At 30.1% G+C, this 24,041-nt stretch carries 22 protein-coding genes and 6 tRNA genes; 9 read left to right on the plus strand and 19 right to left on the minus strand.

What is annotated here, in order from left to right; translation table 11 throughout:
* Positions 1-28 precede the first annotated feature (28 nt).
* A complete protein-coding gene (locus HALO113_RS01720) occupies positions 29-1,408 on the minus strand; it encodes an MATE family efflux transporter (protein ID WP_159777379.1) in 1,380 nt (459 codons plus the stop codon).
* 195 nt (positions 1,409-1,603) lie between these two features.
* Between HALO113_RS01720 and HALO113_RS01725 the strand changes: the two genes are divergently transcribed.
* The 4 genes from HALO113_RS01725 to HALO113_RS01740 are packed head-to-tail and all read left to right on the plus strand — an operon-like array spanning position 1,604 to position 4,020.
* Positions 1,604-2,470: an alpha/beta fold hydrolase gene (locus tag HALO113_RS01725; RefSeq protein ID WP_159777380.1), complete on the plus strand. Its 867-nt coding sequence runs from the start codon at positions 1,604-1,606 to the stop codon at positions 2,468-2,470.
* Positions 2,471-2,475: 5 nt separating this feature from the next.
* Entirely contained in the window at positions 2,476-2,970 is a 495-nt protein-coding gene (locus tag HALO113_RS01730; RefSeq protein ID WP_201297551.1) for an RNA polymerase sigma factor, read from the plus strand.
* On the plus strand, positions 2,967-3,578 hold the full coding sequence (locus tag HALO113_RS01735) for a hypothetical protein (protein WP_159777382.1): 612 nt from the start codon (positions 2,967-2,969) through the stop codon (positions 3,576-3,578). Before HALO113_RS01730 ends, HALO113_RS01735 begins: the two co-directional genes overlap by 4 nt.
* Before the next feature lies 1 nt (position 3,579).
* A complete protein-coding gene (locus HALO113_RS01740; RefSeq protein ID WP_159777383.1) occupies positions 3,580-4,020 on the plus strand; it encodes a DUF4440 domain-containing protein in 441 nt (146 codons plus the stop codon).
* A 12-nt stretch (positions 4,021-4,032) separates the two neighbouring features.
* Here the strand turns inward: HALO113_RS01740 and HALO113_RS01745 are convergent, their stop codons facing one another.
* On the minus strand, positions 4,033-4,914 hold the full coding sequence (locus tag HALO113_RS01745) for a PPK2 family polyphosphate kinase (protein ID WP_159777384.1): 882 nt from the start codon (positions 4,912-4,914) through the stop codon (positions 4,033-4,035).
* A gap of 63 nt (positions 4,915-4,977) precedes the next feature.
* Here HALO113_RS01745 and HALO113_RS01750 point away from each other — a divergent pair, with 63 nt between their 5' ends.
* Together HALO113_RS01750 and HALO113_RS01755 are read left to right on the plus strand one after the other, a co-directional pair.
* Positions 4,978-5,799, plus strand: coding sequence for a hypothetical protein (locus HALO113_RS01750; protein WP_159777385.1), 822 nt, complete (start codon positions 4,978-4,980; stop codon positions 5,797-5,799).
* Positions 5,796-6,383, plus strand: a complete 588-nt coding sequence (locus tag HALO113_RS01755; RefSeq protein WP_159777386.1) for an LURP-one-related family protein — start codon at positions 5,796-5,798, stop codon at positions 6,381-6,383. Before HALO113_RS01750 ends, HALO113_RS01755 begins: the two co-directional genes overlap by 4 nt.
* A gap of 591 nt (positions 6,384-6,974) precedes the next feature.
* On the opposite strand, the gene HALO113_RS01760 is transcribed toward HALO113_RS01755, so the two are convergent.
* From HALO113_RS01760 to HALO113_RS01795, 8 genes are all read right to left on the minus strand, one after another.
* Positions 6,975-7,046 (minus strand) — tRNA-Thr (locus HALO113_RS01760).
* A 6-nt stretch (positions 7,047-7,052) separates the two neighbouring features.
* Positions 7,053-7,124: transfer RNA gene (locus HALO113_RS01765), tRNA-Pro, on the minus strand.
* A gap of 595 nt (positions 7,125-7,719) precedes the next feature.
* A tRNA-Asp gene (locus HALO113_RS01770) sits at positions 7,720-7,791 on the minus strand.
* Between the two features lie 25 nt (positions 7,792-7,816).
* A tRNA-Arg gene (locus HALO113_RS01775) sits at positions 7,817-7,890 on the minus strand.
* Between the two features lie 5 nt (positions 7,891-7,895).
* A tRNA-Arg gene (locus tag HALO113_RS01780) sits at positions 7,896-7,969 on the minus strand.
* Between the two features lie 5 nt (positions 7,970-7,974).
* A tRNA-Ser gene (locus tag HALO113_RS01785) sits at positions 7,975-8,061 on the minus strand.
* A gap of 66 nt (positions 8,062-8,127) precedes the next feature.
* Positions 8,128-8,262 (minus strand): hypothetical protein, encoded by a 135-nt coding sequence (locus HALO113_RS01790; RefSeq protein WP_255477857.1) that lies wholly within the window; start codon positions 8,260-8,262, stop codon positions 8,128-8,130.
* A 686-nt stretch (positions 8,263-8,948) separates the two neighbouring features.
* Positions 8,949-9,098, minus strand: coding sequence for a hypothetical protein (locus HALO113_RS01795; protein WP_159777387.1), 150 nt, complete (start codon positions 9,096-9,098; stop codon positions 8,949-8,951).
* 355 nt (positions 9,099-9,453) lie between these two features.
* Between HALO113_RS01795 and HALO113_RS01800 the strand changes: the two genes are divergently transcribed.
* Positions 9,454-9,615 (plus strand): bacteriocin, encoded by a 162-nt coding sequence (locus HALO113_RS01800; protein WP_159777388.1) that lies wholly within the window; start codon positions 9,454-9,456, stop codon positions 9,613-9,615.
* Positions 9,616-9,697: 82 nt separating this feature from the next.
* Here HALO113_RS01800 and HALO113_RS01805 read toward each other — a convergent pair whose 3' ends face one another.
* The 3 genes from HALO113_RS01805 to HALO113_RS01815 form a co-directional block, all read right to left on the minus strand.
* Positions 9,698-10,732, minus strand: a complete 1,035-nt coding sequence (locus tag HALO113_RS01805; protein ID WP_201297553.1) for a hypothetical protein — start codon at positions 10,730-10,732, stop codon at positions 9,698-9,700.
* A 177-nt stretch (positions 10,733-10,909) separates the two neighbouring features.
* Positions 10,910-11,482 (minus strand): hypothetical protein, encoded by a 573-nt coding sequence (locus HALO113_RS01810; protein ID WP_159777389.1) that lies wholly within the window; start codon positions 11,480-11,482, stop codon positions 10,910-10,912.
* 113 nt (positions 11,483-11,595) lie between these two features.
* Entirely contained in the window at positions 11,596-12,654 is a 1,059-nt protein-coding gene (locus HALO113_RS01815) for a DNA polymerase beta superfamily protein (protein WP_159777390.1), read from the minus strand.
* 231 nt (positions 12,655-12,885) lie between these two features.
* On the opposite strand from HALO113_RS01815, the gene HALO113_RS01820 reads away from it, so the two are divergent.
* A complete protein-coding gene (locus tag HALO113_RS01820; protein ID WP_159777391.1) occupies positions 12,886-16,632 on the plus strand; it encodes a PAS domain S-box protein in 3,747 nt (1,248 codons plus the stop codon).
* A 12-nt stretch (positions 16,633-16,644) separates the two neighbouring features.
* Here HALO113_RS01820 and HALO113_RS01825 read toward each other — a convergent pair whose 3' ends face one another.
* Genes HALO113_RS01825 through HALO113_RS01835 form a run of 3 tightly spaced genes read right to left on the minus strand, consistent with a single transcriptional unit; the run spans position 16,645 to position 18,781 of the window.
* The gene (locus HALO113_RS01825) at positions 16,645-17,400 is read right to left on the minus strand and encodes a tRNA(His) guanylyltransferase Thg1 family protein (protein WP_159777392.1); all 756 of its coding nucleotides are present in this window, start codon (positions 17,398-17,400) and stop codon (positions 16,645-16,647) included.
* Positions 17,390-17,824 (minus strand): AAA family ATPase, encoded by a 435-nt coding sequence (locus HALO113_RS01830; protein ID WP_159777393.1) that lies wholly within the window; start codon positions 17,822-17,824, stop codon positions 17,390-17,392. The genes HALO113_RS01825 and HALO113_RS01830 overlap by 11 nt, the downstream gene beginning before the upstream one ends.
* Before the next feature lie 6 nt (positions 17,825-17,830).
* On the minus strand, positions 17,831-18,781 hold the full coding sequence (locus tag HALO113_RS01835) for a peptidase (protein WP_159777394.1): 951 nt from the start codon (positions 18,779-18,781) through the stop codon (positions 17,831-17,833).
* A gap of 166 nt (positions 18,782-18,947) precedes the next feature.
* Between HALO113_RS01835 and HALO113_RS01840 the strand changes: the two genes are divergently transcribed.
* Positions 18,948-20,825: a U32 family peptidase gene (locus HALO113_RS01840; protein WP_159777395.1), complete on the plus strand. Its 1,878-nt coding sequence runs from the start codon at positions 18,948-18,950 to the stop codon at positions 20,823-20,825.
* 143 nt (positions 20,826-20,968) lie between these two features.
* On the opposite strand, the gene HALO113_RS01845 is transcribed toward HALO113_RS01840, so the two are convergent.
* From HALO113_RS01845 to HALO113_RS01855, 3 genes are all read right to left on the minus strand, one after another.
* Positions 20,969-21,961 (minus strand): glycosyltransferase family protein, encoded by a 993-nt coding sequence (locus HALO113_RS01845; protein WP_159777396.1) that lies wholly within the window; start codon positions 21,959-21,961, stop codon positions 20,969-20,971.
* A 251-nt stretch (positions 21,962-22,212) separates the two neighbouring features.
* Positions 22,213-22,734, minus strand: coding sequence for a hypothetical protein (locus tag HALO113_RS01850; RefSeq protein ID WP_159777397.1), 522 nt, complete (start codon positions 22,732-22,734; stop codon positions 22,213-22,215).
* Between the two features lie 315 nt (positions 22,735-23,049).
* Positions 23,050-23,970, minus strand: coding sequence for a hypothetical protein (locus HALO113_RS01855; protein WP_159777398.1), 921 nt, complete (start codon positions 23,968-23,970; stop codon positions 23,050-23,052).
* Positions 23,971-24,041: the final 71 nt, after the last annotated feature.

Consider the following 24,041-nt stretch of genomic DNA (forward strand, 5'->3'; position numbering starts at 1 on the left):
TTTAGTTTACAAAAGTATTAATTCTGCCCTATTTATGATTGGAATGGATTAATTTTTTAGTCTCTGCATTAAAACGTACAAAAAGAAATAATGCTGCAGCAGTTAAACCTGCCAAAAGCCCGATCCAAATTCCCGTTGCCTTTAAATTAGTAAATAATCCTAAATAAATTGAGGTAGGAAAACCAATAATCCAATAAGCAACAAAAGTAATGTACATCGGTATTTTTACATCTTGCAAACCTCTTAAGGCTCCTAAAACCACAACTTGTAATCCATCCGAAATTTGAAAAACTGCTGCAACTAATAATAATTGTGAAGCAATTGAAACAACTTCTGTATTCTTAACCAAGTCTGAAACATTAGACAAATCAACAAATAATGCAGGCAATTGTGAATGAAAAATTACAAAAATTAATGCAAAAATTATTTCTAAAATTATGGCTAAAAAGAAAATAGAAAAAGCTACTAAACGCAATTTTTTATAATCTTCTAATCCTTTTTGATTTCCAACTCTAATCATTGCCGCTACACTTAGTCCCATAGCAAACATAAAGGTAAATGAAGCTAAACTCAAAGCAATTTGATTGGCAGCTTGGCTTGTAGTTCCTAAACTACCCGACAACCAAATAGCACCTGTAAACAAAGCTACTTCAAAAAACATTTGCATCGCTGAAGGAGTGCCTAATCTTATAATTTTTAAGTTGATTTCTCTTTTAATTTCTTTTAAGCTAAAACCTTTAAAAAAGGGATGAAACTTCTTTTTTAAATTCATCATGTAATGCATATATCCTAACATGACAAATCGAGAAGCAATGGTTCCAATTGCTGCACCTACAATTCCTAATTTCGGAAAAACCCATACACCATAAATGAATAAATAATTTAATCCTACATTCGTTACATTAGCCAAAATAGTAGCCCACATAGAATATTTGGTTTCACTCATTCCATCTGCAAACTGCTTATAGGCTTGAAACATAATTAATGGAATCAAAGAAAAAGCTACAATATCTAAATAGGGCTTGGCTAATTCTACCACGTGCTTGGGTTGACCCATAAAAGCAATTAATGGTTTTGAAAAAAAGATAATAGTAAAAAGAACTACTCCTAAAATCGTACACAAATACAACCCATGATGAAAAGCACTTCTTCCTTTAGCCACATCTCCTTTTCCATCTGCTTCTGCTACCAAAGGTGTTATCGCTGTAGAAAATCCAATCCCTAATGACATGGCTATAAACACAAAACTATTCCCTAAAGAAACGGCTGCTAATTCAGTAGGGCCAAGTTTTCCAACCATAATATTATCGACAATCCCTACAACGGTATGTCCTAACATTCCTAAAATAATTGGATAAGCCAATTTCAAGTTATAGGAAAACTCTTGAAAATAGGTTTTTAAATGCATTGTATTAAATTAAGTCTGCAAAACTACGCATTCTTCCACAAACGTTTTGAGGTATCCTCAAAATATTTCATTTTCTTAAACATTAAAAACCAGCAATTTAAAAAATAATTATACTTTTTTTGTTTTTTTATGTAAGATTTTATCAGGTTGTGTTTCTAAAGAATAAAATCAATATCCAATCCAAAATAACATCATATGAAAAAATCATTCTTATTCTTAGCATTAACTTTGTTTAGTTTTACAATCTCTTTTTCTCAAAATGCTGTAACGATAAACAAAATAAGTTCTAAAGGTGATCCTATTTTCTTTTTCCCACACATTGGTTGTTCTTCAGAAATGTGGGATGAAGTAGCACAAAAACTAGCCTCCAAAAACAGTATTTATTTAGTAGATTTAGCTGGGTTTAATGGAAACGAACCTATTCAAGATAATTTTACAACTACTTATCTTACTGAAGTGGTGAATTATATAAACAAAAACCAATTAAAACACATTACATTTATTGGACAAAATTATGGTGCTTTTTTAGCGTATCAGGTTGCCAATTCCATCCCAAAAAAAACAAAAGCCTTTATTGGTTCTGATTTTTACCCAAAATTAAGCATGATTTTAGGTAATCCTGATCAGGAAAAATTAAATCAATTTGTAACTTCTTTGAGAGACATGACCATAAAAACGGATGAAGCTACGTTTACTAACAATCAAAAACAAATAGCACTTTCTATGAATTTTATAGATACTACCTATGTAGATAAATTTGTTTCTTGGCAAAAAAAATCGGATCGCAATACCTTAGCTGAAACTTTAGTAGAACAATTACAAGGCGACTTAATTCCCATGTTTGAAAAAAATGAAATACCTACTTTAGTATTTAATACTTGGTATTTTGCAAAAAACTATAAAAAAATGGAAATTAGCGAAGCAGAACCTATGATGCAATCGATGTTTCCCAATGCACAAAATGTGACGCATAAAGTAACAGAAGAAGCCAAAGATTTTATTGCGAATGACCAACCGGAATGGTTTGTAACAGAGGTAAACCAATTTTTAAAAGACAAATAATAAACGTGACAATAGATAAAAACAAATTGTTTGAAAGTTTATTTTCAGACTACAAAGAAAAAATTTATCGCTTATGCTATTCCTATTCTAATGATAACGATACAGCCAAAGATTTACTTCAAGAAAGTTTTTCTAAAGTTTGGACCCATTTGGATACGTTCCAAAATAAATCGGAGTATAGCACTTGGATTTATCGAATTGCAGTGAATACTTGCTTGAACTACTTGAGAAGCACTAAAAATAAACGGGTTGAATTTAGAGATGCGCTTCCAGAAATGAGAGAGGAAGAAATAGATGTGGAAACCCAAATTAACCACCTTTACATCGCAATAAAAGAATTAGAAGAAATAGACCGATTACTCATCTCAATGGTTCTTGATGATATTTCCTATAAAGAAATAGGTACTATTTTGGGAATTTCCGAAAATAATGTAGGTGTTAAAGTACATCGCATAAAAAAACAATTAAAAGATATTTTAACTAAAATGAACCCATCATGACACAAGAATTAGATAATTTTAACGAATTAAAGTCTCTTTACCAACAAAAGAAAGAAACAAAAAATAATATTTCCTCAACTGAAATAAAACAAAACGCAACCCACAAAATTGAAGTACTGAAAAAGAAAAATTTCAAACAATATTTCCTTTTCTTAGCTACTGCTGTTGCTCTTGTTTTTATAAATAATATTAGTTCAAAAACAATTGAAACCTCCAAACTTGGCTTTGGTATTTTATTGAGTTGTTCTCTATATTATGCGATTTCGAAAGTCTATTTAAATCAAAAACTTAGTAAAATTTCACCTTTAAATTCAGCTAAGGAAAATTTAGAATCGTTAGTAAACTATAGCAAACTTGTTACTTTTGTAAGTATCTTTCTAGAATTTATATATGCTGTTGTATTGAGTATTGGAGTATATTTATACATGCAACCTATTATCGAAGCGAATAGTGCTTCAGGGAACTATTTTCCATTACTTGCGAAGCTGGTTTGGGTGTTTTATTTAATTTGGGCTTTTATTTATACCTTTATCATTAAAAGAAAGGAAGTAACAAAAGAGAAAAAAATAATAGAATGTATGATACAATCCTTAAAAGAAAATCTATAAAATGAAAAAAACGATCCTTCTCATTGCCTTTTTTATTTGCTTTTCCTGTCAAGAAGCAGAAAATGCTACTCTAGCGCATGCAATTGCTTCACAAAACGAAAAATTACATGAAGTAGTTCTTACTAAAAACATCGATTTATTAGACGAAATATATGCTGAAGATGCCTATTTTTTGGCTCCAGGAGATACGGTTGTTAAAGGAATTAAAAATATAAAATTAAAGTGGCAATCCAGCATTAACTATATGTCAGACATGCATTCTGAAACGCTTGATGTAATTGGTAAAGGTGAAATAATAACAGAAGTAGGCATTGTTAAAACCACCATTAAAACTTCTGATTCTACCTATATTTATAAAGCAAAATATACTAATGTTTGGAAAAAAGACAAAAAAGGCACTTACAAACTAACTGTCGACATATGGAATACCTTATCCAATTAGCTCCAGAAAATGTTACTTTTCTGAAGCTAATTTATCATGATACATTTTAATATTTTCTTTTACCTCATCTTCTAATTCTGGCTCTTTAATATCGGTATATTGTTGTAGTGTTTCTAAAATAATTTTGGCAACTAAATAACGACAAGTTTCTTTATTATCGGCTGGAACAACATACCAAGGAGCGTATTCTTTAGATGTTCTGTTGATAGCATCTTCATAACAGTTTTGATACGCATCCCAAAGTTCACGTTCTTTTAAATCGCCTGGAGAAAATTTCCAATTATGCTTTTCGGTTTCTAATCTTCGTAACAAACGTTGTCTTTGCTCTTCTTTGCTCAAATGCAAATAGAATTTTAAAACGATGATTCCATTAGTCGCAATATGCTTTTCAAAAGCATTGATACTTTCAAAACGGTTGTCCCAAAATGCCGAAGTAATATCTTCAACCGTTTCAATACCTGGAATATTTTCATTTAAAATATAATTAGGATGCACGCGAGTAACTAATACGTTTTCATAATGGGTTCGATTAAAAACTGAAAATTTTCCCTTTTCAGGCAAAGCCAAATAATGTCTCCATAAATAATCGTGTTCTAGTTCCGTTGAATTAGGGGTTTTAAAACTATGCACCACTACGCCTCTAGCATTAAATTCTTTAAAAACTTCTCTAATCAAACTATCTTTTCCCGCTGTATCCATACCCTGCAAACAAATCAATACGCCATATTTATTGTGTGCATACATTTTATCTTGTAGACTGCTCAGTTTTTCTCTTATTTTTTGTAACTTTTTTTCTTTCTTTTTTTCTGAAGTGGCTACATCAATAAATGTGGGTATTTTATGCAATTGTATCGTTTGTGTTACTTTTAAAGACGAAGTATCAATATGTTTCATTTTGTCATTTTTATTTATAAAGATAAATGTATTTTTGAAACCTTAAAAAATTATCATTCAAAAATGGAAAAGTTTCAGTTGCAATTGTTTTTTCAAATTATTGGGTTAGGTTCTGCTTCTGGACTTTTATATCACAATCATTTACTTTATTTAATTTCAGACAATAGCACTTATTTATATGAATATAAAATAGAATCGAATGAATTAACTAAAATTGCTTTAACAGAGAATCCTGCTGAAAATATTTCAAAAAAAGAAAAACTTGATTTTGAATCCATAGCTCTTAAAGGAAATAAAATAGTTTTTTTGGGTTCGGGTTCTACTGAAAATAGAAATATTGCTAAAAGTTTTCATTTAAAATCAAAAAAAATAAAAACTTTTGATTTCATTAAGCATTTTGAAAATTTTAGAAAAATTACATCTTTATCAAATGATGAGTTAAACATTGAAGGATTAATTATCATTGAAGATAAAATTCTATTTTTCCAGAGAGGAAATGCTATAAATGCCTCAAACGGAATATTTATAATGAATGAAATTACTCAAAATATTATATTTAAAACGGTTAGTTTACCAAAGATAAATAATGTAGAAGCTTCTTTCACTGATGCTATTTTAGTAGATAAAACTATTTATTTTTTAGCCACTGTAGAAAATACAATTTCAACCTATGACGATGGAGAAATACTAGGAACATTTGTAGGAGAAATGAATCTTGAAAATTTTAATATAGAAAATACTATTTTAATTTCCAAAACAAATAAATTTGAAGGAATAACTTTGTTTAAAAATACAGAAAGTGAAATGGAATTTTTACTTTGTGAAGACAATGATACCGAAGAATTAAAATCAAACATTTATAAATTAACAATTAATAAAAAATGAATCCTATTTTATCCAAGAATGTATTTCTTGTTAAAGAGCATGTAGGCATGTTCAAAGCTTCAAACAATTTCGACATCTTTAATCCAGAAACAGGAACACTAATGATGACTTGTAGAGAACCTAATTTAGGTTTTTTTACAAAAATGTTTCGTTTTACAGACTACAAACGAATGACTCCTTTTCATATTGTTATTAGTGATGCTCAAGGAAAAAAGATACTTAGCATTAAAAGAGGTGTTACTATCTTTAGATCCGATGTGGAAGTCTTTGATGAAAATGACAAAAGAATTGGCGTTTTCAAACAAAAATTTTTCTCTTTTGGCGGCAAATTTGAAATTCATGACAACCAAGACAAACACTTGTGTACTTTACAAGGTAAATGGACTGGTTGGGATTTTAAATTTTTACAACATGGAAAGGAAATTGCAACAGTTTCAAAAAAATGGGCAGGTATAGGGAAAGAACTTTTTACAAGTGCAGATAATTATGTTATTAACATCAACGAGTCTGTTGCTCCTGAGGACAATTTAAGATCATTGATTGTGTCTGCTGTTATGTGTATTGATATGGTGTTTAAAGAATAAGTCAAAAAAACTTTTAAAATAAAAAGGCATATGTATTTAAATACGTATGTCTTTTTTTATTTTTAATGTCTTGTCCTGAAATAGCGATACACAAATTTCATCGTTATGGAAACACCTCAAGAAATTAGCTATGTAAAGCGTACTCAGAAAGACTATTCCATGTCTTTAAAACTTCAAATTGTTCAAGAAATCTGCGTTGCTCTTCGTTAAAACACTCGAATTGACGAAATGCTAAGGACTAAGTACTCTTCAATAATCACTAATTACAACGGTTCTCGATACATTTTAACTGCGTTGCTCTTCGTTAAAACACTCGAATTGACGAAATGCTAAGGACTAAGTACTCTTCAATAATCACTAATTACAACGGTTCTCGATACATTTTAACTGCGTTGCTCTTCGTTAAAACACTCGAACTGACGAACTGCTTAGCACTAAGTACTCTTCACTAATCACTAATTACAACGGTTCTCGATACATTTTAACTGCGTTGCTCTTCGTTAAAACACTCGAACTGACGAACTGCTTAGCACTAAGTACTCTTCACTAATCACTAATCACTAATCACTAATTACTAATCACTATTTACTTAAACACCAGAAGGAATCGAACCTCCATCTTCAGCATACTAAGCTGTTGCTCTACCCTTTGAGCTATAGCATTTTTTTGTCTGGGAAGCAGGATTCGAACCTACAACCTCTCGCATCCAAAGCGAGTAAACAACCATCGTTATCTTCCCAGCGGTTACTCAAAGTCAAGTCTTTTTGAGAGACAGTCAAAAAAACCATCATTTGAGTGGGTGTTCCTTTCTAAGAACGTTTGTTGATTTGTCAGGATTCGAACCTGAACAAAGAGAGTCAAAGTCTCTTATGCTAACCCATTACATCACAAATCAATATTCTCCATCTACGTCACTTCGAGTGCAAAGCGTATCGAGAAGTTTTCATTTTAAAACTAGTTCTCGATACATTTTTTATAAAATTGCTATTCGCACTTTCTAAAAAACACTCGAACTAACGAGCTACTAAATACTAATCACTAATTACAACGGTTCTCGATACATTTTAACTGCGTTGCTCTTCGTTAAAACACTCGAACTGACGAACTGTTAATCACTAAGGACTCTTTACTAATTACTAATCACCAATTTCAATGATTCTCGATACATTTTTTATAAAATTGCTATTCGCATTTTCTAAAAAACACTCGAACTGACGAGCTACTAAATACTAACCACTAATTACAACGGTTCTAGATACATTTTAACTGCGTTGCTCTTCGTTAAAACACTCGAACTGACGAACTGCTAAGGACTAAGTACTCTTCACTAAACCAGCGGCTTATACGAGAATCGAACTCGTAGCTCCCGAGAGACAGTCGGGAAGGTTAACCATTACCCCAATAAGCCAAAGTCCCTTTCTAAAGACTAAATGTGATGCCAGAAGGAATCGAACCTTCAACCGTCGGTTTAGAAAACCGATACTCTATCCAATTGAGCTATGGCATCTTCTGTGATTTTGTCAAGATTCGAACTTGAAACCTATTGCTTCGTAGGCAATTGCTCTGTCCAGTTGAGCTACAAAATCAGTTGCGGAGAGCAAGGGAATTGAACCCTCATTACCTTGTGAGTAAACCGATTAGCAGTCGGATGTAACAAACCAATATTTACCTACTCTCCTAGTTTTAAGCATAAAAAAAGCACCTTATTAAGGTGCTTCATGTTTACAAATAAGATACTATTATCTCATTGCCTATATTGATGCACCTGCCTATTTCTTCCCTCTGCAAAGTCGAAACTTGGTTTAACTGAAAAACTACGATCTAGTGAAATTAAATTCATATTTTGTTGTCCGTTATATTGTATATCTAGTGTTCTCATTTTCTTAATTATTTTGTTGTTAGTACTTTGTGGATAGTCCTTAGTACATAACTATTGTTATTAATTTTTAGTTTTTAGTTATTAACTTTTAACTAACTTCTCTTTCAAAATTTCTGCTGCAAAGATAAAGTCAAAAAAAAGTAATTTCCAAATATTTTTTAAATTTATTTTATTGATTATCAATTAGTTATACTTAATTTTAAACAAATAATACCCTGTCCGTTTACTAACAGATATTTTGAAAATGGTCAAATGACTGTCTCTCATTTGTTTGGCTTTCAAGTTTTATTTTGTATTATTTTTACTACGCATTAAACATTTTTTTATTTTTTTTTCATTTTGTTGTTGTTTACCCTTGTTTTTGGATTGTTTCAACGTCATTAATATTTATTTTTTTTACTATTTTATCTTCTCTGCTCAGCCCTAACTCCTATTTCCTAATTCCCAATTCCTAAACCCTATTTAGCTAAACAAAAAAAGCGCCCTCTTTTGAAGGACGCTTAGGTATTTTGGTTGGTATAAATGTAAATTCTTAAACCGGATAAAACACGACAAACGACCTAGTTCCCTTAGCAGGAAATGCTCCTACTAAACGGTAGTTACTATCTTTTGATAGCGCAATATGTTGTCTTTGTGTGCTCATTGTGTGGCAAATATAGGACTTTTTTTAAAATATGCTCTTTTTTTTATTCTAAAAATTCTTCAATTGATATTACATTTTCTTTTCCAAACCAATTTCTTGCAGTTGCTAAAACTTTTTCAGAAGGTGTTATATAATAAACTACTAAGTTTTCTTCAGTTCTTGCGCTACTTATGGGATGCTTACAGCATGACAAGTTTGTGGAAATTGTGGTTGGTTGGTGGTTAAACTTTAATTATTAATCACAATATTGTCACCCTGTAAGGGTCGCATTAAAAAACATCAATATAGTTAAGATGCTGAAACAAGTTCAGCATGACAAGATGGTGGATGTGGTTTGTGGTTATTGGTTAAAATTTAATTGTAAAATCACAATATTGTTAGCTTTAATTTGGAAGTTTACCAGTTTGTGGTAATTGGAATTATTATCTTAGATTGTGTAATGAGTTGTTTACATTTTTTCTGTAAACATAGTTAAAGTGCTAATAGTAAAACCTTTAAATTCTATTTTTTACTTACTTTTAGGATATTAACAATCAAATTTAATCGTTATGACAAACAAGATTTTAAAACTAAAAGGTGTTACTCAATTGGAAAAAAAAGAATTAAAAACCATTCAAGGTGGTCGAATGAAATGCAAAGATGAATATGGAAATTGCATTAAATTTGGTACTATGTGTGCAGAATTAGAATGCGTTTATTTGATTGACTAATTTTCTTTTCCGTATAATAAAAAAGGGTATATGAAATTCATATGCCCTTTTTACCATTAACTAACCAAAATTAAAAGCGATTTTAATTAATCCCTTTATATGGATTTAAACTATAAGTAGTACTGAAACTGCCTAAGTTTTTAAAGTAATTATTTACCAGTTTCGCTGGATCTGTAGCTAATTCTCCTGCTCCTGGATTATCATCTTTGTCATCCCAATTCCAAGGTGTATTTGCATTACCTGAACCTTGTGTAGAGGGAAAGGATTTCGCATTATTTAAAAAAGCCGTATTAAATCGTTTGTCCCAAAAACCATTGGCTTCAAAAATGTTGACTAATTTGTATTTTACATCGCGATCATCATTATTTGATGGAACTTCTGCTGTGGTTAAACTTGGATAGTATTTAATTCCATCGCCTATGATATTATACGCGGGCCAAGCTTTTAAACCATGTCCTTTCGATTCTTGAGCGGTTACTGGGTGTGCTTCATTATTGTAATTTTCAAAAGAAACGCTTCCATCTATACTTTCTTGATTACTTTGTAACGGACTTCCTGATGGTGTAAAAGAATAAAAATCGGAATGTGCAACAGTAACCATTCCTTGAAATTCTCCATAACCATTATTTGCCGCCGATTTTTTAATAATGGATAATTGTCCTTCTAAATCATTTTCATGATAATCAATGCCAAAAAAACAAATATTGGCCCAATCTCTTGGGTGATAAAACGCATAAATAATAAAATAATGGGTACTTGTTTCTACTACAGAATAATAGCAATGTGCGGTAGGTTGATATCCTTTATTAGGTTCTATATTATTCCAATTGTTAGTAGAAACCCAATCGTTATCAAAATTAATTGCTGTAATATAATCGCCTCTTCCATTCATGGAACCACAACCTGCGTTATCTACATCTTGATAATGTATAGGTGCCCATCGCAACACTAAATTATCATAGAAAGCAGTAGCTTGTTTTGTAGCCACATTTTTTTGTTTATTAGAAACAACCTCATCTTCTAATTCGGAGGAACAACTAGTAAGTAGAACTAGGCAACTTGCCATAAAAAATAGAATTTGCAATTTTGTTGCAAAAAGAGCATCGTTTTTTTTCATGTTTGTTTATTTATTTGTTAAGGTCAAAGTAAATAAACCCTTATTAAGTAAGTATTGTTAACTGATAAAGAAAAGGTTATGTTTTTTTTATAGATGTTAACTAAAAATAAACAACCTCTTTTCTATGTAGAAAAGAGGTTGCTACCTACTTAACAAACTAAAACTATTATGACATCATTAGAAATTTACTGTTCCATTAAAATTACCTTCATAAAAACTATGTAGATTGACTACCGAATGCAATTGTCTACCAGGTTGCAATGAAATACTCCCATCTCGTAAAGGCATCTCGTATCCGTTTAAAGCAACAGATACAATAACGTTGGCTGCACAATGCGGATTAGTTGAATAATGATAATTATAATCGTTTGGGTTATTGGTACGAATTATAATTTCAAGTGTTTCATTCGTATTTGTAAAATAAGTTACACTTTCTAATCCATTTCCAATATTTTCTATAGTAACATCTAAAATTGCTAAATCTACTCTATCGTATCTACCATTTTGATTAGTAATTACACCTAATACTTCAGGATAAGGTTCACAATGATGTTTTTTGGGTTTATAAACTTTACATTTTTTAGGTTCTTTGTGTTTATAAACTGGTCTGGGTTCTTCTTTAACGATAATTACTTTGGGTGAAGGAAAGTTAATACTAATATCTACGCTTCCTCCTATTCTAACTTGTGCATTGACTTTTGTAAAAAGACTTACTACAAGGATAGCTACTACTAATTTAAATTTTTTCATATTGTTTGTTTTTGTTCTATAATACAGAAAACAAAGTTTGTGCCAATATGAATAGAAAATGAATTAAAAACAGTAACTTGTTAATAATCAAACACCTTTTAGGTAAAAAAAAATTATCTATATAAGATTTCTCGAATTGTAATTAAATTATGTAGTGCTTTATCATAATTTGGCAATTCGGGTAAGGTAGAAACCAAATAAGCTTCTTCAATAGATTGAATCAAATTGTCTGCTTTTTGCAACAAATTATCATACTCTATTTCCCCTTTTTTAATCGATAGAAGTTCTTCTCTGTTATTTACCTTTGTTATTAATGTTCTTGTAGTAATAATTTGATAAGCCGATTGCAATAATCTTATAGTATGCATCATGTTTTTAGAATCATAGTTTTTCCCATGTTGCTGATTTGTATTAAAACGTTCTTCGTTACGTTTTTCAATCCATTCCCAATATTCTGTATATTCTTTACAATATTTCGAATATCCGTCTAAATTACAATACAAATAAGCTTGCTCTTTTTCACCTTTAGGAATGGAAGAAACAGAAACTTCATTAGATTTTTCATTTTTTATAATTCCTTTGTAACCTAACACATTATTTTCATCATAAAAAAGAGCAAACATTCCTTTGGCATGAGGAATATTAATTAAGCCACAATGCTCTTGAGAAAAATTATTTTGGTTTAACCAATCTAACAAAGAAATAGTATTATAACCTTGCAAGATAGAGCAGAAATGCAATAGATTCTTTCTCTCCTTTTCAATCGGATTTACAATTTTCTTTTTTAATCCTCTCGCCTTTTTAATCTGTGTTTGAGCATAGCCTGCAAAACTATCTTTGCACAATTTAGAAATAAAGTCTTCTAGTTTTAAATAATCCATTAACGGATGTTTATATAAAATACAATCGTTTGATGTGGCTAAAACTTCAAGAATATTGGGGTTATTTTTTAAAAGTAATTCTACAAAACGACCTATTTCATAATAAACTTCATCATTAGTTTCATTACTAATTTGTGGTATGTACTCAAAACCATAAAACTGTTCTTTTGGCAAATAAAATACGCCCTTAATATCAGTATCTGATGAAGGAGTGTCTAGCCCAAAAGATTTGCTTCCAGAAATTACTTCAAATAAAATACAATTTTTATCTTTTAAATCTTGTATGGTCATATTCTAGGTGTATTTTTAAGTGTTTTGATGGGTTTAAAAGTAATGATTTTGATTATTATTTTTGTAAATTGATTTTATCTTCAAAAATATTAATCAATTTTTAAGATGAAAATGGAATACTAATATAAAAAATTAGTATTTTTAAAACTTATGGTTAGTGGCCAACGTTTTTTAGATTGTTGTAAATTTGTCGTTTACTTAGATTAGAAGAAAGTAAAATTAAAAAATGGCATGAAAGATATAGAAAAAGCATATGAAGCGCTTCTAAAAAAAACGAAAGAACAAGAAGAATTAATAAAAACACTTCTTGAGGAAAAAAGAATAGAAAATAGTTTAGAGGCAGGAAGCGTTGATACTTATAAAAATATATATCATGCCCTTTTAGATAATAATGACAGTATTTTTATCTTAATGGATAAAAATTTTGATACCCTTTACAGAAGTAAATCTACAGCCTTAATTACAGGTTGGACAGATGATGGTATCGAGACTCCTTTAAAAAATTATATCCATCCTGATTATCTTGATTATGTTGACAAAATGATTGATCAAGCCATAGATAATCCCAAATTACCTTTAAATATTTCTTTACAAGTTAAACATGCTAATGGAAATTATATTTGGTTAGAAGGTGTTATTAATAACAGAATAGATGACCCAAATATTAGAGGTATAATTGTTATTTTAAGAGACATTACAGATAGAAAAAAGTTTATTGAACTGATTACTGAAGAAAAAGAAAAGTTTGAAAAAGTAGCTGCTACTTCTCCAGGTTTAATTTATTCCATGCGTCAAAACAAAGACGGTTCATTAAGCTATCCTTATGCCAGTGAAGCTATAGGTGATATCTATGGTTTTAGCTATGATGAGATTAAAAATAACCCAGAAAAAATTTTAAATTTAATCCATCCAGAGGATATTGAGCATGTTATTTATAGTATTACCGAGACAAAGACTAAATTAATACCTCTTAATTGTTCGTATAGATATTTTCATCCTAAAAAAGGATTAGTATGGCATGAAGTCAATTCGCTTCCTGTAGTAGAAGCAGAAGGAACAGTGATTTGTCATGGAATAGCTACCGATATTACCGAAACCATATTAGCACAACAAAAAATTGTAAAGGCCAATAGATTGTACCAATTTATTAGTCAGATGAATCAAATGATTGTGCGTACTACAGATGAAAACACATTATTTCAAGAAGCTTGTTCAATTGCTGTAAATGTGGGTAAGTTTAAGATGGTTTGGATTGGAATGAAAGATGAATATCTTGAAAAAGTGGTGCCAAAAATAATTGCTGGTGATGACAACGGTTATGTAGAAACTATAAAAAATAAAGTATTAGACAATCACAAGGATATTGTTGAAAGTAGATGCGAAGCCGTAAGAAATGATCGGTATGTTGTAGTAAATGATATTTCTAAGGATGAAGTAATGTCTTCATGGAAAGATGAAGCTTTAAAAAGAGGTTACCAATCGTTAATGATTCTTCCTATTCGAAAGTTTGAAGAATCGGTAGGTATATTTTGTTTTTACTCTGGTGAAAAAGATTTTTTTGATGATGAAGAGATTGCCTTGTTAGAAGAAGCAACTTCTGATGTTTCATTTGCGCTAGAGGTAATTGAAAATGAAAAAATTAGAAAAAAAGCTTTAAAGGAGATGACCGAAAGTGAAAACAGGTATCATATTCTCACTGAAATTTCACCAGTAGGTATTTTTAGAACCGATGCTACTGGATACACTACTTATGTTAACCCCAGATGGTCAGAAATAACGGGAATGCCTTATGAAAAAGCCTTAGGTAATGGTTGGTTAGATGCAGTACATTATGAAGACAGAGAATCTTTATATAAAGGTTGGGAAAATGCAACTGAACATCAAGATTTATCGCTTTCAGAGTATCGTTTTATTCGCCCAGATGGTTCTATTGTTTGGGTTATGGGACATGCAATTCCTGAACGAAATGAAAATAATGAAGTAGTAGGTTATGTAGGTACCACTACTAATATTACCGAACGTAAAAAGATTGAAGAAGAATTTAAAAAATCGTATGAAAAATTAGAAGCTATCATCGATGCTATTCCCGATTTATTAATAGAAATTGATTTGGAAGGACGCATTTATAATTACCATACGCACAAAGAGAATTTATTATCACATTCCTCTACAGCGATAATTGGAAAATTATATAATGAAGTATTACCTAATCCTGCAGCAGAATGTTTGTGTGCAGCTATGAAAGAAGTGCATGCTAAAGGCTTTTCTACTGGAAAACAATATGTTTTGGAATTACCTAGTGGCTTACACTGGTTTGAATTGTCGATAGCTCCAATGGAAGAAAGTGATTCTAACGAGCCTCATTTTATTTGTTTATCAAGAGATATTAGTATTGCCAAGCAATCGGAAATAGAATTACAAAAAAGTAAAGAAAGATATCAGGAAATTTTAAACAATTTAGATGCTGGTATTATTGTTCAAAATACAAAAGGACATATTATTTTAAGTAATCTTAAGGCTACAGAATTATTAAACATAAAAGCTACTGAAAATTTCAATTCAACATGGGTCTTTTTAAATGAAGATGGTAGTTTAATGCCAAAAGAAAATTATCCTATAAATCAATTATTAAAAGGAGGTTCATCAATCAAAAATTCAATTTTAGGTGTTGCCAAACCTAAAAATGAAAAAACAACTTGGTTGTTATTCAATGCATTTGCAGTGACAAATACAAAAGGACATATTATTGAAATTGTATCTAGTTTTATTGATATTACGGAACGTAAATTGATGGAAATGGAAATAACCAAAGGGAAAGAACAAGCAGAAGCTGCGAATAAAGCCAAAACCGATTTCCTTGCTAATATGAGTCACGAAATTAGAACCCCTTTAAATGGAATTATTGGTTTTAGTCATTTATTAATGGAATCCAATTTGGAAAAAACCCATTACCAATATATGTCCACAATAAATGAATCTGCTTCTTCCCTATTAAAAATTGTTAATGATATACTGGATTTCTCTAAAATTGAATCGGGTAAATTTGAATTAAACATTGAAGAAGTCGATTTATTTGAACTTTCACAACAAGTAGTCGATTTGTTCCAATATCAAGCCAGTCAGAAAAAATTAAATTTGATACTGAATCGTCAGGAAAATGTAACACAATTTATACAAGCCGATCTGGTTCGTTTAAAGCAAATTTTAATGAATTTATTAAGCAATGCTTTAAAATTTACCGAATTTGGTGAAATTCAATTAAATATCTCTCAATTAGAAAATACAGATGAACATGCTGTATTAGCATTTTCTGTGAATGATACGGGTATTGGAATTAAAATAGATAATAACGAAAAAATATTTGACTCTTTTGTTCAAGAAGACAACTCTACCAGTAGAAAATTTGGTGGTACAGGTTTAGGATTAGCTATTTCTAACCAACTACTCGCTTTAATGGGAAGTAAATTAGAATTAGAGAGTAAATACGGTGAAGGAAGTAAATTTTTCTTTACCATTAAAGTTAAAAAAGTCCCTAATAAACAAGTGCATTCGCTATTTGAGAAAAAAAACGTTAATGAAATACTCACTCATGAAACTGAAATACTAAAAAAATACACCATTTTAATAGTTGAAGATAATAGAGTAAATATGTTATTAGCGAAAACATTATTACAAAAAATAATTCCAAAAGTAGGAATCATTGAAGCATTTGATGGTGAAGAAGCTGTAAAATTTTTTCAACATCATACCATAGATTTAATATTAATGGACGTGCAAATGCCTAACAAAAATGGATATGAGGCAACAGAAGAAATACGACAACTTTCTAAAGGGCAAAAGACACCTATTATTGCTATTACAGCAGGAATTTTAGCACATGAAAGAGAAAAATGTTTTGAAGCAGGTATGAATGATTATCTATCTAAACCCATAATTAAAAGTGATCTAGAGGAAATTTTAACAAAATGGTTGACCTAGTTTCTAAAAATATTATACTATAATTTTTAATAAAAACTCTCGATAAACTTCTCTTATAGGTAAGTCATTAATAATGACCACTTCTTTTCTGTTAAACATTATTTCAGTATTATCTCTTGGGTTTATACCTGTTTTTTGCACATTTTCAAAATATATACCTACACCTCTTTTTTGCCAAGAAGGCAAATCATTATAATTAATTCCGTTTTGAAATAACAAATCATTTTTATTAGCAATAGAAAGATTTTCAATTTCTTTTGTAGCTTCATTATAAGCCAAGCCATTTTTTCTTAAAGTCCAATAACAATAGGCTGAAAGCGAATTTCTATGAGCATCTTCTTGTCTCCAAGAGAAATAATCTAAAATCATAGTAACATTAGGTATCGAAATAGTTCTACAATCTAATACCGATAAATGATTGAAATACATACTAAAATAAGCACTCGCTTCACCTGCTAAAACAGAATTAATTTTTCTTACTTTTCTATTAAATGTGTTGTCGTCTTTATCAATCAGTAAAGAAATTTCATCACTTTGTGTGTAAGCATAAATGACTTTAAAACCCACAGTTAAAAGATGTTTTGTTGTTGCAATCATGGCTTCATGAAAACGAATATCGAAAGGTTTTTCTAATTCTAAACTTTCTTTAGTTAATTTTGTAAAACCTTTACCATCTAATCTAACTATAATATAATTATCCGGTAAAACATATTGATCAAAAAGTATTTCGTTTTTTCTCATTTTTGAATCCAAGGTTTCAAATTTCATAAGCAACTATTTTAAATTCATTATTTACTAATGTTACCTTATAAATAGCATCAAAACCTTCGCTAAAATTGGGCATTTCTAATAATTTATATTTCGCTTTCACTCCAATGTCTGGAATATTTTCTTTTCTCATTTTATTTCTTTCTAAGGCTTGTTCTAAACTACAATCAAAATAATAGGCAAAAATTTTATATTTTTTTTCTTTCAATAAAGAAATATATTTAGCCCGCTCTTCTTTAGTCGTATTGGTATTATCTATTACAAATTTTGATTGGGTAACAAAACAATATTCTATTAACTTACTTTCTTTATTTCTAGTATTCAATAAATCTAAACTTACTCTAATATGACTATTAAAGAATTTTTCTTTGTAAAAAGAACTCTTACCACTAGCTGGAATACCAATAAACATTACACACTCCATATGCTCTTATTTAGCGACTCTTTGAAACGCTTTAAAAAAATCGGTTTCAATCTCAACAATGTCTTCTATTGTATATTTTCTTGAAAAATGAATGGGAATCGCTTTTTTGACTTTGGATTCGTACATAATTTTACCCGATTGTGAAGCATAACTATGATAATTGCGTGTTGCCTTTTCTTTATCCTCATTTTTATAAAAACATTCAATTAGTACAGTATCACATTCATAAAACAATTGCATAATTTTATCATGATTTCGTTTATGAGCAGCATGATCTAAAATGATTCCTAAGGTATTTCCTTTTTCTATTTTTAAATATTGAAATAACTCTTTAGCCTGATAGGTTATATCATCAATTTTTATAATTTGTTGTTCCTTTTTTAAGATATAAGCTTCTTTTAAATCATTAATCCATTTTCCAGGTAAATAAGGAATTTGAGAAATTTCTATATTAATGTTGTCTTTATCTTTAAAATGATAACCAATAACATCTGTCTTATGATCCAAAATAACAAAACGAACAGTAACCCTTTCATCTTGATATAATGATGTTTCTTCAGAAATAAAAACCAATTCCCAATAAGGCGGTTTTAATTCATATGTTATAATCTTTTTTTCAGAAATAATTTCTCGCACTTCATAAACAATAGCATCATCCTCTATTAAGTTCCATGTAAAAGATTTAAGCTTGGCTTGAACTTGTAATGCTATATTTTTAGGCCCACAAATAATATATTGTTGCTTAGAGCCAATTTGATATCTCATGATTTGATCAAAATTTATAAAATGATCTATATGAGTATGGGAAATAAAAATGGCTCGAGCAGATAAACAATCTTTTACACTTAACAAACTTGCTTCTCCACAATCTACTATGTAATTCCATTTGCAATTGTTTGGATAAACAACAATACAAACGTCCTCTCCTATTTTACTTTTACTTTCTGCTAATAACATTTAGATAAACTGAATTACAAAGATGCTATTTTTATTACAATCTTCTAATTTTATGAGTTGAAATAGTCAATAAATATGGATTTTTTAAAATTCTAACCTTTATTTCTCAACTATTTTATAATTTTGCACTTTCCAAATCGTTTTTGGAAAACTAGTATTTAGAAATATGAAACAAAAGGTTGAAATTTTGGCACCTGCTAAAAATTTGGTGCAAGGAATTGCTGCGATTAATGCTGGTGCAGATGCTGTGTATATTGGTGCTCCTTTATATGGTGCAAGAACAAACGCTACAAACTCAATTGAAGATATCGCTGAAATGGTCTCTTATGCACATTTATTCAAAGCGCAAGTTTTTGTGGTACTAAATACTATTTTATATGAAAAAGAATTAGAGCCTTGTGAAAAATTAATACACGAATTATATGCTATAGGCGTAGATGCCATCATTATTCAGGATATGGCTATTTTGGAAATGAACTTGCCACCTATAGTTATTCATGCCAGTACGCAAGCCAATAATAGAGATCCAAAACATGTGAAATTCCTTAAAGATGCAGGAATTCAACGTGTAGTTTTAGCTAGAGAATTAAATTTAGATCAAATACGTGAAATTCACGAAGCAACAGATGCTGAATTAGAATTTTTTGTTTCGGGTGCGCTTTGTGTCTCTTTTAGTGGTAATTGTTACATGAGTATTGCCGGTGGTGAACGTAGTGCAAACAGAGGTTCGTGTGCTCAAAACTGTCGTTTACCTTACAATTTAACCGATGGAACAGGAAAAACTTTAATCTCAAATAGTCATTTATTATCTATTAAAGATTTAGATTTAAGTGACCAATTACCTAATTTGATTGAAGCGGGTATAACTTCATTTAAAATCGAAGGCCGATTAAAAGACATTGTTTATGTAAAAAACAATACCTCTTTTTTACGTAAAAAATTAGATGCCTTTTTAGAAAATAACGACCAATATGTAAAAGCTTCCTCAGGTAAAACCTTTTATAATTTTGAACCTGAAATGGATCGCAGTTTTAATAGAGGGTATACTGATTATTTTGTAAACCAAAGAAAAGCAAAAATTGGTAACTGGGAAAGTCCAAAATCGCAAGGACAATACATTGGTAAACTAATTGAAACCAAAGCCAATGGTTATGTAATTGAAAATTCTGATAAGTTAAATAATGGAGATGGTTTATATTTCATTAACGAAGCAGGTGAAGCAGATGGTGCACAAATTAATATCATTGTAAATAATATTGTTGTACCTAATACTTTTAAACCACTTCCTGTAGGTACAGAAATTTACAGAAATTCGGATGCAGAATTCAATAGAATTGTTGAAAAAGAAAACAGTGCCGTTCGAAAAATTAGTGTCAATTTAGTATTCACAGAAACCCAAGACGGGTTTATGCTTGTTGCTACAGATGAAGACGGTCATACCAGTATTGCAACTTTAGAAACAGAAAGAGAAATAGCAAAAAATGGTAATGATACCCTTCCTAATATTAAAACTAATTTAGTAAAAACTGGTAACACCCCATTTATGGTAGAAGAGGTTCGTGTTGAATTTTCTAATAATTGGTTTTTACCTATTTCAAAAGTAAATGAAATTAGACGTACTGTTTTAGAACAATTAATTGATATTCGTATTAAAGAATATCATAGAGAAGAATTTCAAATAAAACCTACAAATCATCCTTATCCTGTTCAAGAATTAGATTTTACCTATAATGTTTCAAATAATCTAGCTAGACAATTTTACAAACGTCATGGTGTAACAGAAATTGAAAAAGCATTTGAATTACAGTGGGATCCAGGAAAATCTCGTGTAATGGTAACCAAATACTGTGTTAAATATGAATTAGGCAAATGTTCTCGTTTTCAACGAGATACAATGGGAGAAAAAGTGGTTGAACCCTTAACTTTAACTCATGGAGAAAATGCATACAAACTTAAATTTAATTGCAAACCTTGTGAAATGGAAATTTGGGAAAAAGATGCTGAATTAGAGTTTATTGATGAGGACGAACAGTTCTTTCGATAGGAGTTGATGTAATTAGTTATTAACTTATAAATTAAAAACTAAAAATTAAAAACTAATTACTAACTACTAATTACTAATTACTAATTACTAATTACTAACTACTAATTACTAATTACTAACTACTAATTACTAATTACTAATCACTAATTACTATTATAAGTATCAAATAAATACTCCAAAGTATCGGGAATAGTATTTGCTTTTACTTTTGGATAAATAACGTTACTGTTCAACCAATTTTCAATTACTAAATTAAAATCATCTTTTACCTCATATTCCACAGGTACACCCATTGATTTTAAAGCAGCTGAATTACATTCTTGTTCATAATGTGCTTTAATAGGAATAGATAAAATCATTTTTTCCAAATATAACGCTTCCGAAGGGGTTTCAAAACCACCTCCTGTAATAATACCATCACAAGTAATAAGACTATTATTATATTGCTTTTGATTGACAGGAAAATAAGTGATATTTCTTCTTGTATATCTTTCTTTAACGGTATCTAAGAACCAATGAAAATGAATATGAGGCAATGAAAAAAAAGCTTTTTCAAGACATTGTCTATCAAATGAGGGTAAATATACCGTAATATGACCTAAGTTGGTAGGAGTTGCCTGAACAATTTCATCTTTTATAACTGGAGGGTGAATAAAGGAATCATAGGATTGAAAATGCAAACCCAAATTTTGAGGAGCCGGTGCATAATTTTTAAATATGAACTCGCCTACTTTACTTCTACTTTCTGGTCTAGGCGTTTTTTCAGATATAAAACTCGCTTGATGGCCAAATTGAACAGAATGAACCTTTTGCAATTTACAAGCTAAAGCAGTAACTGCATCAAAATCATTAATGATTACATCATAGTTTTGTAAAGGCAACTCATTCGCATCTTTGTAAATTTGGTAGGGTTTAAATTTTTTTGCAATATTCCAATAATCTAATCCACCACACTTACTATAAAATAAACTACACCCTTTACTTCTATATTTCACTGGAATTTCAGCTTCCAAAGTAGCATTACTACCACTCAAAAAGAAATCAACTTCACCATATTTTTTAAGATACGGATATAACTGTGTCGCACGACTAATATGTCCATTACCAGTTGCTTGAACTGCATAAAATATTTTCATCTCTTGCTTTTAAAACAGCGCAAAAATAGTAATAGCAACTATTCAAAATAGGACATAACCTAATCTTAATTATTTTTTAAAAACATTCACATCAATACCTATTATTCTTTAAATTAAGGTTAACAATCCTTAATCATTTCATTTTATAATTTACCAAAAGAGAAATATCAAGATAGGAAAGTTATGCAATTTATAAAAGAGGTAACTTAAAGAACAGTTTCAATAGTATAAAGATTAAACTCAAAAAAATATTAAAATCCAGCTGCTGCAAGAAAATCTGGAACACTATAATTTGTTCCTGGAAGCTGATGCCATGAAACATCGTTAGATTGTGTTTCTTCCATAAATGCCCAATGGGTAACTACATTACTTGTACCTGAAGCCATTTGCATTTCAAATGCCCAAGTTTTGCCTTCTTCCTTTAATGTACCAAAACCTGTTGTTTCTAATATTGCTCCTAATTGATTTATAGGCATAAAAGCGATAAGTACTTTCCCTTGTGGTGTAATAGATCCCATTATTTTAAATGAAGAAGGAGCATCTGTAGGTGTTGAGTCTTTTTCGTACAACAAAGCGGCACAATTTCCCCAAAAATACCCACCTTCATAGTCCGTAATTTGCCATACGGTTTGATCTATCATTTGAGTTATTGTTCCATCTGTTGGACTCATTTGCATTGCTAGTAATGATTTAAAAGGCACATACCAATAAGTTCCTTTTAAAAAGTTCCATGTTGTTGTCATTTCATCTATTTGTAAAGTGTTATTTGCCAAATTTATACTACTCCATTCTTCTGCAAAAGGGTATTTATACCTGTTTTTATAATTAAAATAATTATTTATTTGTTATTGATTAGAATCTACTCGTAGCTTATAAATTAACGAATGAATTAAATTTGAAATTAATTATCTCATCATCCTATAAAGACAATCCATTAGTTTATAAAGGAAAAATGCCTAAAAAAGATAAAATTCTCAAATTGAAATGTTCTCTACTTTACATCGGTAAATTTTAAAACATTCCCACCCATAAATTCTAACAGATTCTTTTTTAGGCATTTTTTAAAAAAGCAATGGCAAATTATATCATTAAGGTTTCAACATAAAATCATAAATAGCATAATGAGGTTGTCCTGATGTGGTTGTATTGAGTAAGAAATTAGGAAATGAAGCGGTACATGCTGTAATATCAAAATTATTCGATATGATTCCTGAAGAACTACCCACAACCCATCTTTTGCAACAGCTATCAAAATGAAAGCCCAATTCTTTCATGGTATAGATATTATTTGCTGGCAAATTTTTATAGGAATATCTCGATGTTAAAATACCCGCTAAATCATATTCAAAAATATCACCATAATTAGGATTACAAATCATATTTGTTAAACCAGAAATAACATGTACTTTGTTATTTACAAAAGTGAGTCCGTTATACTGATTCGTAGGTGAAATTGAAGAAAAGACAGTACAAATACCTGTAGTAACATCCATTTTCATAATGGTAGAACTTGCTTCTTTTATGGCTAAGAAAAAACCAGTATTCCCATAATTTTCAATATCTTGTAGAGGAACAGTTGTAGGAAAAGCAACAGCGGCATTTCCTGTAGCTAATTGTACTTTTAATAATCTAGAAGGAAAATTAGAATTTGCTCCCGTTACTGCCCAAGCTAAACCTGCTGCTCCAGGCATATCACAAAGACCTGTTACACTGGTTACAGGTGTTCCTCCAATTTTTATAGTGGACAAATAATTATAAGCCACTGGAGAAGCACACACATCTACTTTATAAATATGAGAAGATAATCCTGCTGGAACGGGAGTACTGGTTCCTGCTGATAAAACCAAAGCATACATCGTGCCGCATGCTGCTGCTGCACGATTTGTTGTTACTTCTTGCTTATTTAAAGCATTGTTCTCTTGAGGTTTTGATTCATCTGGAGTTTGACAAGACCAAAAAAAAGCTACTAAACTGGCAAAAGCCAATTTTTTTAAAAAAATGTTTTTCATAATATGTGTTTATTTGAATTGTAAATTACTTAAAGTTAGAAATTAATATGCAACAAAAAAAGTATTTTAAA

This window comes from Flavobacterium sp. 9AF (assembly GCF_902506265.1).
Classification (GTDB): Bacteria; Bacteroidota; Bacteroidia; order Flavobacteriales; family Flavobacteriaceae; genus Flavobacterium.